Origin of the sequence: Streptomyces sp. NPDC057950, assembly GCF_042887295.1 — a bacterium.
Lineage (GTDB): Bacteria > Actinomycetota > Actinomycetes > Streptomycetales > Streptomycetaceae > Streptomyces > Streptomyces kaempferi.
Genome location: NZ_JBHVPP010000025.1, coordinates 156,808 through 169,612 on the forward strand (window position 1 = coordinate 156,808; position 12,805 = coordinate 169,612).

Below are 12,805 nucleotides of genomic sequence, written 5' to 3' on the forward strand. Positions count from 1 at the left end.
GGGCCCGCTCCTCACCTCACCTCACCCCACCGCGGCGCTCTCGCACCCGCGCACCGAGCAGGCCCCGGCCCGAGCAGGTCCGGGCCCGAGCAGGCCCCGGCCCGCGCGGACGTCTCCCGCCGCACCCCCGTGCGGCGCGGGGCACGGTACCCGCGCATCGAGACAGGCATCCCGCATTCCGGACGCCGCGTCCGAATCCTGGCGCGGCGGCGTAGGCTCGGTCCCAGTCATAACTCTCCGAAGGAGCGAGCGACGATGCCCGAACTGAGGTCCCGCACAGTCACCCACGGCCGCAACATGGCGGGCGCACGCGCCCTAATGCGTGCCTCCGGTGTACCGGGCGCGGACATCGGACGGAAGCCGATCATCGCGGTCGCCAACTCCTTCACGGAGTTCGTGCCGGGCCACACCCACCTGCAGCCGGTCGGCCGGATCGTCAGCGAGGCCATCACGGCCGCCGGGGGCATCGCGCGCGAGTTCAACACCATCGCGGTCGACGACGGCATCGCGATGGGTCACGGCGGCATGCTGTACTCCCTGCCCTCCCGCGACCTGATCGCGGACTCGGTCGAGTACATGGTGGAAGCCCACTGCGCCGACGCCCTGATCTGCATCTCGAACTGCGACAAGATCACGCCCGGCATGCTGATGGCGGCCCTGCGCCTGAACATCCCGACGGTCTTCGTCTCCGGCGGCCCGATGGAGTCGGGCCGCGCCACCCTGGTCGACGGCACGGTCCGTACGCTCGACCTGGTCGACGCGATCTCCGACGCGGTGAACGACAAGATCTCGGACGAGGACATCCTCCGGATCGAGGAGAACGCCTGTCCGACCTGCGGTTCCTGTTCCGGCATGTTCACCGCCAACTCGATGAACTGCCTGACCGAGGCCATCGGCCTGTCCCTCCCCGGCAACGGCTCGGTGCTGGCCACCCACACGGCCCGCAAGGGGCTGTACGAGGACGCGGCCCGCACGGTGGTCGACATCACGCGCCGGTACTACGACGAGGACGACGAGTCGGTCCTGCCGCGCAACATCGCCACGCACGCGGCGTTCGAGAACGCCATGGCCCTCGACATCGCCATGGGCGGCTCCACCAACACGATCCTGCACCTGCTGGCCGCCGCCCAGGAGGCGGGCGTCCCCTTCGGACTGGACGAGATCAACGCCGTCTCGCGCCGCGTGCCCTGCCTCGCCAAGGTCGCCCCGAACGTCGCGAAGGACCGCACGTACTACATGGAGGACGTGCACCGCGCGGGCGGCATCCCGGCCCTGCTCGGCGAGCTGCACCGGGCCGGCCTGCTCAACGAGGACGTCCACTCCGTGCACAGCCCGTCCCTCTCGGACTGGCTGAAGACATGGGACGTGCGCGCGGGCTCCCCGTCCCCCGAGGCGGTCGAGCTGTGGCACGCGGCCCCCGGCGGCGTCCGCTCCTCCGAGGCCTTCTCCCAGTCCGAGCGCTGGGCGGCGCTCGACGAGGACGCCGAGGGCGGCTGCATCCGCTCGGCCGAGCACGCCTACTCCAAGGACGGCGGCCTCGCGGTCCTCAAGGGCAACCTCGCCGTCGACGGCTGCGTCGTGAAGACGGCGGGCGTCGACGAGTCCATCTGGACCTTCGAGGGTCCCGCGGTGGTCTGCGAGTCGCAGGACGAGGCCGTCGACAAGATCCTCAAGAAGGAGATCACCCACGGCGACGTCGTGGTCATCCGCTACGAGGGCCCCAAGGGCGGCCCGGGTATGCAGGAGATGCTCTACCCGACCTCCTTCCTCAAGGGCCGTGGCCTCGGCAAGACCTGCGCCCTGATCACCGACGGCCGCTTCTCCGGCGGGACCTCGGGCCTGTCGATCGGCCACGCCTCCCCCGAGGCGGCCTCCGGCGGCACCATCGCCCTGGTCCGCGACGGCGACCGCATCCGCATCGACATCCCGGGCCGCTCGATCGAGCTCCTGGTCGCCGACGAGGAGCTGGCAGGCCGCCGCGCCGCCCTGAACGGCGTCTACGCCCCCGCGAACCGCGACCGCAAGGTCTCGGCCGCCCTCCGTGCCTACGCCGCGATGGCGACGAGCGCGGACAAGGGCGCGGTGCGCGACGTCTCGAAGCTGGGCTGACCCACCACCGCACACCGACCCACCACAACGCACACCAGGGGCCGCTCCCGCCGGGGGCGGCCCCTCCGTGCTGTCCGTTCCACCTGGCTCGGCCCGGTCTCGCTCGGCCCGGTCTCGCTCGGCCGGGTCTCGCTCGGCCCGGCCTCGGTCGGCCCGTTCACCAGGTCGCCGGGTCGTCTCCCGCCACCGCGAACACCGTCCCGTCCGGCGCGCTCGCGTAGACCTGGCCGTCGACGATCAGCGGGACGGGCAGCGAGCCCAGGACGCGGTCCGACTGGGCTCCGGGCCGCGCCCGGGTCTGGCCGAGGAGCTTCCCCCGGGCGGCGTCCACGGCGAGCAGCCGCCCGTCCGGCGTGGTGAGGTACACATGCCGGGCGTCGACGGCCGGGGTGGAGCCCCGGCTCACGGAGGTCTCGAGGCGCCAGCGCTGCGTCCCGGCGTCCATGTCGACGGCCATCAGCCCGCCGAGGGTGCTCATCAGGTAGACGGTGCCGGCGCGGACGGCGGTCTGGGCCTGCGGCAGCGACGGGACGATCCTCACCCGGAGTGACTTCCCGTTGCCGGGTTCGTAGCGGACCAGGGCGTCGGTCTGGGTGTTCTTGTTGACGGACGCGAAGAAGACGGCGCCTCGCACGCTGCCGACCGGATCCAGGGTGCCGGTCAGCCGGGTACTCCACCGCACGTTCCCGGTCTCCGGTTCCACCGCGCTCACGCGCGTACGCGTTCCGTCGTCCGTCGTGCTCGTGACGTAGGCGAGTCCGTCCCCGGCGAACGAGGCGAGGTTCGGCGTGGTCTGCCCCGGCAGGCCATGGCTCCAACGTTTCTCGCCCGTGGCGCCGTCCACCCCGGTGACCGTTCCGTCGGCCCGGGCGAGGAGGACCATGCCCCCCGCGTGCTGGAACCGGTCGTACGCCGAGAGGGGCATCGTCCACCGCACCGCGCCGGACACCGGGTCGAGGGCTTCCAGGAGCCGTCCGGCGTGGGTCACGACGTGCACGAGCCCACCCGACAAGACGGGCCCCCCGTCCGGAAGGGTCGTCTCGGACGAGGTGTGCCGCCACAGGACCTTGCCGTCGGCCGGGTCGAGAGCGGATGTCAGCCCCGGCTGGGCGCAGAACAACCTCCCGCCGCCGTAGGAACAGTCGGGCGTCCCAGAGGCTCGGCCCGCGGGGTTCGTGCTCCACCCGCTGAAAGCGGCGGGCGCGGAGCGCCGCTGATGATTCGTCGGAGCGCCGGCGCTGTCGTCCTGTCCGAGCAACTGCGTCGTGGCCAGTGTCCCGCCCGAGACGAGCACGAGCGCGCCGACGGCGAGGGCGACGTGCTTGAACGTTCGTCTCCCGGGGCCCGGAGCGGGCGGGGCGTGTGCGTCGACCACGGCGCCGGACGGGGCACCGGAGGGAGCGGCGGGCCGGTCGGTGCGCTGGGCCGGAATGAACGCCTGGGTGTCGTACGAGGCCGCCATCGAACGCAGTTCCCGCATCAGTTCGTCGGGCGTGGGGCGGTCCGCGGGCTCCTTCGCGAGGCAACGGGTGATGAGCGGTGCGAGATTCCCCGGTACGTCGGTCAGATCCGGTTCGTCGTGCACGACTTGGTAGGCGACGACGTAGGGGCTGTCGGAGTCGAAGGGACCGCGGCCGGTAGCCGCGTGCACCAGCACCGAGCCCAGGGCGAAGATGTCGGCGGCCGGCCCCACCTCGCGAGGGCGTCGGAACTGCTCGGGTGCCATGAAGGGTGGCGTTCCGATCAGTTTGCCGGTCTCGGTGCGCAGTTCACTGTCCGACGGCCGGGAGATGCCGAAGTCGATGACCTTGGGGCCGTCTTCCGCGAGCAGGACGTTGCTCGGCTTGAGATCTCGGTGTACGACTCCCACCCTGTGAATGTCGCGCAGCGCCTCGGCCAGTCCGGCCATGAGCCGACGCAACTGGGAGGCGGACAAAGGGCCGTTCCGCTTCACCTCCTCGGCGAGGGTCGGACCCGGTATGAACAGAGTCGCCATCCAAGGCCGCCCGGCCTCCGGGTCCGCGTCGACCACGGGTGCGGTGAATGCCCCGCTCACCCGTCGCGCCGCGGCGACCTCCTGCCGGAAACGCCCCCTGAACTCGGGGTCTTTGGCGTACTCGGCGTGCACGACCTTGACCGCGAGTCGCAGCCCAGAACCGCTGCGGGCCAAATGGACCACGCCCATGCCACCGGATCCGAGGCGCTCCGCCAGGCGGTACTGCCCCGCGTACTCGGGAAGTTCCGCTTCCGGATCCGCTCCGGTGTTCCGCTGTGGCGCCATGGACCCACCCCCGTGCTGTTCGTCCGCGCGCGCGACGCACGGAGCCTAGTCGATTCCTCGTGCGAGCCCGAGGCGGCTTGCTAGCCTCCGCGTGCGACAGGCGTATATGTGTGCGCCACCTGAACGCACCAGATTCACCTGCTCCATCTGATTCGTCTGATTCATCTCATTCAACGGGGGAGGCCTTCATGGCTGTTGAGCGCATGGAAAGCGTCGAGAGCGTCACAAGTACGGAAAACCGTGACGAGGAAGCGGCGGCGACGTCCTCAGCCGCCGTGGCGGGACTGGTCACCTACCCGATCGCACCCGGCGCCGCGCTGAACGTGCGTAGCGGCCCTGGTACCGGATACCGCATCGTGCGGGTCCTGCCCGAGGGCTCACGTGTGTCGATCTTCTGTCAGACACCCGGGGGATCCGTGAGCGGCCCGTACGGCACCACCAGCATCTGGGACAACATCTCCAACGGCGAATACGTCTCGGACGCATACGTGAAGACCGGCAGCGACGGCTACATCGCGCCGCGCTGCTCCTGAGCAGATAAGGACGGACAGCACCATGAGGTCTGTGACACGCAGAAGGACGGTAGTGGCCGGGGGGCTCGCCGCCGCGGCGATGCTGGTGATGGGAGCCGCACCCGAGGCGTCCGCCGCCGGCACGTATCCCCTGGCTCCCGGGGTCTCGGTGAACGTGCGTTCCGGCCCGGGTGTCCACTATTCCGTCGTCCGCACCCTGCCGGCGGGCTCGTCCGTACCGATCTACTGTCAGTGCCCTGGTGATTCCGTCAGTGGGTACTACGGGACGACGAACATCTGGGACAACATCGCCAACGGTCAGTTCGTCTCCGACGCCTACGTGAAAACGGGCAGTGACGGTTACGTCGCGGGGCGCTGCGCCTGACCGGACGACGTCAGGGGTTCGGGCGAAACAGGGCCCCGCGGCCGACCGGAGCGATAATCGTCGTGTGAGTGATACGACCGAAACCGGTACCGGTACCCCCGCGGGACCCCAGCCCGAGCCCCTCCGTTTCTTCGGGACCACCTGGGTGGAGCACGACGGCGGCTACACCGGCCGCCGGGTCGGCGTCGCCGCAGGTTCGCTCCTCGCCGCGGTGGCCGCCTGCTTCGTCCTGCGCTTCGCCTATCAGGGCCTGACGATCGCGGACGTCGGCAGGCCGGTGACGATCCTGGTCGTGGTGATGTTCGCGGTGTGCAGCGCGCTCGCCTTCCGCCACACCTGGGACGCGTTCTCCAAGCGCCCCGACCCCGACCGCCAGGCATCCCTGCGGGGCCTGCTGGCCATCGGCTTCGTCGGCACCCTCCTCGCGTACTCCGTCCGCTCCCTCACCGAGGCCCCGGGCGAGGGCCTGCACCGCGAGGAGTACGAGACGGCCCGTACGCGGTACGAGCGCCGTTCCGTCGGCCGCACCCGCAATCCGTCGAAGAAGCGCCGGGCCGCCGGGTCCTGACGGCACTCCGTCCGGCACCGGAAGCCCACACTCCGGACCGGAGCGGCGGGGACGAAAACCCCTGTGCCCCCACAGCCGCACCAGCCACCATGAACGTATGACCCCCTCCTCCCACCCCGACGCCGACGCTCACCCTGACGCCGACGGTGACGCCCATCCCGACGCCGACGCTCACCCCGGCCCCGGCCCCGAGGCGAAAGCCCAGGCCGGCACCGGCGGCGGCGCGGAACCCGGAACGCAGGCCGACCCCGGCACCCGGAACCGGACCCGCGCCACCCGCGCCCACTCCTTCAACACCGCCGCGGCCCAGTACGCCGCGAACCGCCCCTCCTATCCACCCGCCCTCTTCGACGCGATCGAAGAACTCGCCGGCCGCCCCCTCACCGGAGCCCGGGTCGTCGACGTGGGGGCCGGCACCGGCATCGCCACCGCGCTGCTGCGCGCGAGGGGCGCGCACGTCCTGGCCGTGGAACCCGGCGAGGGCATGACCGCGGAATTCCGCCGCACCGTCCCCGGAGTTCCGATCGTCCGTGGCGACGGCAACGCCCTCCCGCTCCTCGACGCCTGCGCGGACTTCCTGACGTACGCCCAGTCCTGGCACTGGACCGACCCGGCCCGCTCCCTGCCGGAGGCACTCCGGGTCCTGCGTCCCGGCGGCTCCCTCGCGCTCTGGTGGAACACGGACGCCCTCGACGTCCCCTGGATCGCCGCCCAGGCACGCCGTGTCGAGCGGTATTTCGGCGACGAGCAGGCCAGCAAGGGGGGCACCGGCGGCAAGGAGGGCGTGGCCGGCTCCCGTACCGGACTCGCCTTCGAAGGCGCTCCCCACATCCCGGACCACGCCCACCGTGTCGTCCGCTGGAGCCGCCGCGTCCCGGTCGACACGCACCTCGCCAACATCACCAGCCACTCGATCTTCCTGGTCCTCGGCGAGGAGGGCACGGAGGACTTCCTCGCCGAGGAGCGTGCCCACCTGCTGGAGGCCTTCCCGGACGGGCGGGTCGAGGAGGTCTACGACGTGCTGGTGATCGTGGCGACCCGTTCGTGATCCCGCGCGGCGGCCCACCGTTCCAGGGCCGCCGCACACGCGTGATCCACATGGCGCAGCCCGCCCAGTTCCAGCCGTACGTCACGGTCGTGGGGCAGTGCCTCCAGAGCGTCCAGCAGCTTCGGCAGCCGCAGGAACGTCGCGTTCCCCACCACCCGTACGACCATGCCCGCGGCCCCCCGGTCCTCGGTCTCCACATGAACATGGCTGATGTCCCACGCGGTCTTCGCCACGGCGAGCGCCAGTCCGACCAGCACCCCCTCGAACAGGTTCCCGGCCACGATGGCCACCGCCGTCACGCCCAGCACCACGACCTCGCCCCGGTGCCCGCGCCACAGCGCCCGCACGTCCCGCACCGGCACCAGCTTGCAGCCCGCGTGCACGAGCAGTCCCGCCAGTGCCGCCACCGGAATGAGCCCGAGGACTCCGGGCACCACCGCCGTGAAGACCAGCAGCCACACCCCGTGCAGCACCCGTGAGGCCTTCGTCCGCGCCCCCGCCTGCACGTTCGCCGCGCTCCGTACGATCACCGCGGTCATAGGCAGCGCCCCGAGCGCTCCGCACACGGCGTTCCCGGCGCCCTGCGCGATGAGTTCGCGGTCGTAGTCGGTCCGCGGTCCCCGGTGCAGCCGGTCCACCGCCGCCGCGCTGAACAGCGACTCGGCCGACGCGATCAGCGCGAACGCCAGCACCGTCCCGAACACGCCCACTTCCGTGAGCCGCCCGAGCTCCGCCACGGACGGCGGCTGCACGGAGTCCAGCAGCCCGCGCACCGTCACCCGCCGCACGGACAGATCGAGCAGGCCGGTCGCCGCCGACGCGAGCGCCACCGCCAACAGCGGCGCGGGCACCACCCGCGCCCCGCGCCGCCACCGCGGCCACAGCAGGAGTACGGCCACGGTGGCACCCCCGACCGCGAGGGCCACCGGGTCGGCGGCACCGGGCAGTGACAGCAGCCCGGTGATCTTGCCGAGCCCGCCGGCGGGAGCCGGGGCATCGCCCATCGCGTACACCTGACCCGCGATCAGCACGAGCCCGATCCCGGCGAGCATGCCCTGCACCACCGCCACGGACACGGCCCGGAACCACCGCCCGAGCCGCAGCACCCCGAGCGCGAGCTGCACCAGACCGGCCCCGAGCACCAGCACCCCGAGCGCCGGCAGCCCGTACGTCTGCACCGCCTCGTACACCAGCACGGTCAGCCCGGCCGCCGGCCCGCTGACCTGCAGACTGCTGCCGGGCAGCGCTCCAGCGACCAGCCCGCCGACGATCCCGGTGACCAGTCCCAGTTCGGCCGGCACCCCGGAGGCTATGGCGACCCCCACACACAGGGGGAGCGCGACGAGAAAGACGACGAGGGACGCGGACAGATCGGCTTTGCGCATCACAACAGCACCTCCGGTCGAGAGCGGCAGACGCGTGGGCTGCCGGGCCGGGGGAGGGCGCGGCGGACGTACGGACGCGGTCCAGCGGCCGGTGGGCATATGACCACGTACTGAAATCCATTGTCGGTAACGGGAGTTGATCGCGCAGCCCTTCCGTGTGACCGCCACGTGAACGTGGAAGCGCACCACCCGCACCGCACGGCGGAGCGCCCCCTTCCGTTCGCGCCGCCGCGCGCCTGCGCCCCCGAACGCGACCGGGCTTGACGACCGTGCTCCACGCGAGCAATATTCATCACGTGATGAATATTTCGAGGCACACGCCGTCCCCGGCCGACCCCCCGGACCCCTCCACCTCTCCCGTCCCCTCCGCCGCCACCGTCTCTCCCGCGGCCTCCCGGCCCGCCGTGCGCGCCGAGGGCCTCACCGTCGTACGGGGCCCCCGCACCGTCCTGCGCGGACTCGACTTCGCCGTGCCGCGCGGCCAGATCACCGGACTGCTCGGCCCCTCCGGCTGCGGCAAGTCCACCCTCATGCGGTCCACCGTCGGCACCCAGGCCAAGGTGGCCGGCACCCTCGAGGTCCTCGGCCGTCCGGCGGGCGACGCGGCCCTGCGCTCCCGCATCGGTTACGTCACCCAGGCCCCCTCCGTCTACGACGACCTGACCGTCCGCCAGAACCTCGACTACTTCGCCGCGGTCCTCGACCCCGGACGCGCGGCCGCCGACCGCCGCCACCACCACGTCACCCGGGCCATCTCCGACGTGGACCTCACCTCCCACGCCGACTCCCTCGCGGGCAACCTCTCCGGCGGCCAGCGCAACCGCGTCTCCCTCGCGGTCGCCCTCCTCGGCACCCCGGAGCTCCTGGTCCTCGACGAACCCACCGTCGGCCTCGACCCGGTCCTGCGCCGCGACCTGTGGACCCTCTTCCACGCCATCGCCGCCGACCGGGGCGCCACCCTCCTCGTCTCCTCCCACGTCATGGACGAGGCCGAGCGCTGCCACCGCCTCCTGCTGATGCGCGAGGGCGAGATCCTCGCCGACGACACCCCCGACGCCCTGCGCGAACGCACCGGCTCCGAGACCGTCGAGGCCGCCTTCCTCCACCTGGTCGACGAGGCGAACGCGACCGCCGACAGGCCCCGCAAGGAGACCGTCCGATGAGCACCGAGACCACCGCCGACAACCTGATCCCGGGCACGGGCACCAGCACGGACACGAGCACGAGGTCGAGCACGAGGGCGAGCGCCATCAACCAGGCCCGTACGACGGCCACCGCGACGCGCGTGCTGCGTCAGCTCCGCCACGACCCGCGCACCATCGCGCTGATGATCCTCATCCCGTGTCTGATGCTCGTCCTGCTCCGCTACGTCTTCGACGGCAGCCCGCGCACCTTCGACTCCATCGGCGCCTCGCTCCTCGGGATCTTCCCGCTGATCACGATGTTCCTGGTGACCTCCATCGCCACCCTGCGCGAGCGCACCACCGGCACGCTGGAACGCCTGCTCGCCATGCCGCTCGGCAAGGGCGATCTGATCGCCGGTTACGCCCTCGCGTTCGGCGCCGTGGCCGTCGTCCAGTCGGCCCTCGCCACCGGCCTCGCGGTCTGGTTCCTGGGCCTCGACGTCACCGGCTCCCCGTGGCTCCTCCTGCTGGTCGCGCTGCTCGACGCGCTCCTCGGTACGGCCCTCGGCCTCTTCGTCTCGGCCTTCGCGGCCTCCGAATTCCAGGCGGTCCAGTTCATGCCGGCGGTGATCTTCCCCCAGCTCCTCCTGTGCGGCCTCTTCACGCCCCGCCCGAGCATGCACCCGGCCCTGGAAGCGGTCTCCGACGTGCTCCCCATGTCCTATGCCGTCGACGGGATGAACGAGGTCCTCAAACACACCGACATGACGGCCACGTTCCTGCGGGACGCCCTGATCGTGGCGGCCTGCGCCCTGCTGGTGCTGGTCCTCGGCGCGGCCACCCTGAGGCGCCGTACGCCGTGACGCGCCGTGGCCGTCCGCCGGTCGGACGGACCACCCCGCCCGGCCGACCGGGTGCGAGGATGGCCGCAGGACGACGCACCCCTGGAGGGCACCCGCACCATGACCCAGAAAGTCGCAGTCCTCGGCACCGGAAAGATCGGCGAAGCCCTGCTGAGCGGAGTGATCCGCTCCGGCTGGGACCCCGCCGACCTCCTCGTGACGGCCCGCCGCCCGGAGCGCGCCAGGGAACTCCAGGAGCGCCACGGGGTCACGGCCGTCACCAACGCCGAGGCCGCCAAGAACGCCGACATCCTGATCCTCACGGTCAAGCCGCAGGACATGGGCACCCTCCTCGAGGAACTCGCCCCGCACCTGCCCGTCGACCGTTTGATCATCAGCGGCGCGGCCGGCATCCCCACCTCGTTCTTCGAGGAGCGTCTGGCCGCGGGCACCCCGGTGGTGCGCGTCATGACGAACACCCCCGCGCTCGTCGACGAGGCCATGTCCGTCATCTCCGCCGGCAGTCACGCCACCGAGGAGCACCTCGCCCACACCGAGGAGATCTTCGGTGCCGTCGGCAAGACGCTCCGGGTCCCCGAGTCCCAGCAGGACGCCTGCACCGCCCTCTCCGGCTCGGGCCCGGCGTACTTCTTCTATCTGGTCGAGGCCATGACGGACGCGGGCATCCTGCTCGGCCTGCCCCGGGACAAGGCCCACGACCTGATCGTCCAGTCCGCGATCGGCGCCGCCGTGATGCTCCGCGACAGCGGGGAGCACCCCGTGCGGCTCCGCGAGAACGTGACGTCGCCGGCGGGCACCACGATCAACGCGATCCGCGAACTGGAGAACCACGGCGTGCGCGCGGCGCTCATCGCCGCGCTGGAGGCCGCCCGTGACCGCAGCCGCGAACTGGCCTCCGGCAACAGCTAGCGGAACAGCGGAACAGCGGAACAGCGGAACAGCGGAACAGCGAAGCGGCAAGGGGCCGGGCGCACACACGCCCGGCCCCGCCGTCTCAGCCCGCCGCCAGCAGCCCGATCGCCCGGTAGGCCGAGTCCACCCGCGGTCTGGCCATCTCCCTCGCCTTCGCCGCACCGTCCCGCAGCACGCCCTCCACGTACGAGGGGTCGGCGCACAGCTGCTTGTGCCGTTCGCGCAGGGGCCGCAGAAGTTCGACCACGGCCTCGGCGGTGTCCTTCTTCAGGGCGCCGTACGACTGATAGGCACCGCCCAGGGTCTCCGGGTCCGTGCCCTCACAAGCGGCGAGGATCTCCAGCAGGTTCGAGACCCCCGGCCGTCCCTCCGGGTCGTGGACGACGTCCTGTCCGCTGTCCGTCACCGCCCGCATGATCTTCTTCCGCATGACGTCCGGTTCGTCGAGCAGATACACGACGCCCGGCCCCACGTCGTCGCTCTTCCCCATCTTCGACGTCGGCTCCTGGAGATTCATGACCCGCGCGGCGACCTCGGGACGGGTGGCCCGTGGCACCGCGAACGTGTGCCCGTACCGCTGGTTGAACCGCACCGCGAGATCCCGGGTCAGCTCCACATGCTGTGTCTGGTCGTCGCCGACCGGCACCTCGTCGGTCCCGTACGCCAGGATGTCCGCCGCCATCAGCACGGGATAGGTCAGCAGCGACAGCCGTACGCTCCCGCCCCGCCGCTGTTCCCGCGCGGCCTTCTCCTTGTACTGGATCATCCGGCGCATCTCACCGTCCGTGGCGACGCACTCCAGCAGGTACGACAGCCGGGCGTGCTCGTCGACATGGCTCTGTACGAAGACGGTGCACAGCCGCGGATCGAGCCCCGAGGCCAGCAGCAGCGTCGCGGCCTGCCTGCTGAGTCTGCGGACCCGTCCCGGATCGTGGTCCACGGTCAGGGCGTGCAGATCGACGACGCAGAACAGGGCGTCGGCCCGGTGCTGATCGACATCGGCCCAGCGGCGTACGGCCCCCAGGTAGTTCCCCAGCGTCAGATGCCCGGTCGGCTTGACCCCGCTGAAGATCCGCTTCATCTCTCCACCCTCTGGTCGAGGCCGCCGCACCGTCCGGCCGGCCCCCCAGGAGGGAGATGCAGAAACGGCCGCCAGGGCGGCGGCCGTTGTGTACATACGTGAGTACGGCCGCCGTCAGGCGGCCCACCACTGCTGGGTGCACGTATGTGTCGTCATGGCTCCGAGCGTACGCGTCCGAGGGGCGTCCGGGGCCGAGTTGACACACCCCTGTCCCGTACGTAGTGTTCTCCGAGTTGTCCGACGTGAGCTCCGACTCCGGTCGGTCCCCGGACAGCGATTCCGCAACAAGCACCCAGCGAACGACGACTCGTCGTCGGCTCGTTTATGTGCGCGTTTGTGGAATGAGGAATCCGCGTTCGAAAGGACGCCCCCGATTAGCTCGGGAGGCAGGAATCCGCTAAAGTCTCACTCGTCGGAACGGCCCAACGGCCGGGAAGACAAACCCCACTGACTGGGAATCAGGCCCGAAAGGATCTGATAGAGTCGGAACCGCCGGAAAGGGAAACGCGAGAGCGGAAACCTGGAAAGCGCCGAGGA

At 71.3% G+C, this 12,805-nt stretch carries 11 protein-coding genes; 8 read left to right on the forward strand and 3 right to left on the reverse strand.

Annotated features, from left to right (window positions below; translation table 11 throughout):
- Positions 1-255 precede the first annotated feature (255 nt).
- Entirely contained in the window at positions 256-2,109 is a 1,854-nt protein-coding gene (ilvD, locus tag ACFVTC_RS34900; RefSeq protein ID WP_390132496.1) for a dihydroxy-acid dehydratase, read from the forward strand.
- A 157-nt stretch (positions 2,110-2,266) separates the two neighbouring features.
- Here the strand turns inward: ilvD and ACFVTC_RS34905 are convergent, their stop codons facing one another.
- On the reverse strand, positions 2,267-4,390 hold the full coding sequence (locus tag ACFVTC_RS34905) for a PQQ-binding-like beta-propeller repeat protein (protein WP_390132498.1): 2,124 nt from the start codon (positions 4,388-4,390) through the stop codon (positions 2,267-2,269).
- A gap of 188 nt (positions 4,391-4,578) precedes the next feature.
- On the opposite strand from ACFVTC_RS34905, the gene ACFVTC_RS34910 reads away from it, so the two are divergent.
- The 4 genes from ACFVTC_RS34910 (at position 4,579) to ACFVTC_RS34925 (ending at position 6,903) form a co-directional block, all read left to right on the forward strand.
- Positions 4,579-4,923: an SH3 domain-containing protein gene (locus ACFVTC_RS34910; RefSeq protein WP_390132500.1), complete on the forward strand. Its 345-nt coding sequence runs from the start codon at positions 4,579-4,581 to the stop codon at positions 4,921-4,923.
- Between the two features lie 79 nt (positions 4,924-5,002).
- Positions 5,003-5,287 (forward strand): hypothetical protein, encoded by a 285-nt coding sequence (locus tag ACFVTC_RS34915; protein ID WP_390132533.1) that lies wholly within the window; start codon positions 5,003-5,005, stop codon positions 5,285-5,287.
- Positions 5,288-5,351: 64 nt separating this feature from the next.
- Entirely contained in the window at positions 5,352-5,855 is a 504-nt protein-coding gene (locus ACFVTC_RS34920; protein ID WP_390132502.1) for an EamA/RhaT family transporter, read from the forward strand.
- A 97-nt stretch (positions 5,856-5,952) separates the two neighbouring features.
- Positions 5,953-6,903, forward strand: a complete 951-nt coding sequence (locus ACFVTC_RS34925; RefSeq protein ID WP_390132504.1) for a methyltransferase domain-containing protein — start codon at positions 5,953-5,955, stop codon at positions 6,901-6,903.
- On the opposite strand, the gene ACFVTC_RS34930 is transcribed toward ACFVTC_RS34925, so the two are convergent.
- Positions 6,867-8,288, reverse strand: coding sequence for a SulP family inorganic anion transporter (locus tag ACFVTC_RS34930; RefSeq protein ID WP_390132506.1), 1,422 nt, complete (start codon positions 8,286-8,288; stop codon positions 6,867-6,869). The genes ACFVTC_RS34925 and ACFVTC_RS34930 overlap by 37 nt on opposite strands.
- Before the next feature lie 299 nt (positions 8,289-8,587).
- Between ACFVTC_RS34930 and ACFVTC_RS34935 the strand changes: the two genes are divergently transcribed.
- The 3 genes from ACFVTC_RS34935 to proC all read left to right on the forward strand — a co-directional run bounded on the left by ACFVTC_RS34935 (position 8,588) and on the right by proC (position 11,184).
- Positions 8,588-9,451 carry an ABC transporter ATP-binding protein gene (locus ACFVTC_RS34935; protein WP_390132508.1) on the forward strand — a complete coding sequence of 288 codons (864 nt, stop codon included), beginning with the start codon at positions 8,588-8,590 and terminating at the stop codon, positions 9,449-9,451.
- The gene (locus ACFVTC_RS34940; RefSeq protein ID WP_390132510.1) at positions 9,448-10,275 is read left to right on the forward strand and encodes an ABC transporter permease; all 828 of its coding nucleotides are present in this window, start codon (positions 9,448-9,450) and stop codon (positions 10,273-10,275) included. Before ACFVTC_RS34935 ends, ACFVTC_RS34940 begins: the two co-directional genes overlap by 4 nt.
- 99 nt (positions 10,276-10,374) lie before the next feature.
- Positions 10,375-11,184, forward strand: a complete 810-nt coding sequence (proC, locus tag ACFVTC_RS34945) for a pyrroline-5-carboxylate reductase (RefSeq protein ID WP_390132512.1) — start codon at positions 10,375-10,377, stop codon at positions 11,182-11,184.
- A gap of 85 nt (positions 11,185-11,269) precedes the next feature.
- Here the strand turns inward: proC and trpS are convergent, their stop codons facing one another.
- Positions 11,270-12,268, reverse strand: coding sequence for a tryptophan--tRNA ligase (trpS, locus tag ACFVTC_RS34950; protein ID WP_390132514.1), 999 nt, complete (start codon positions 12,266-12,268; stop codon positions 11,270-11,272).
- Between the last annotated feature and the right edge of the window lie 537 nt (positions 12,269-12,805).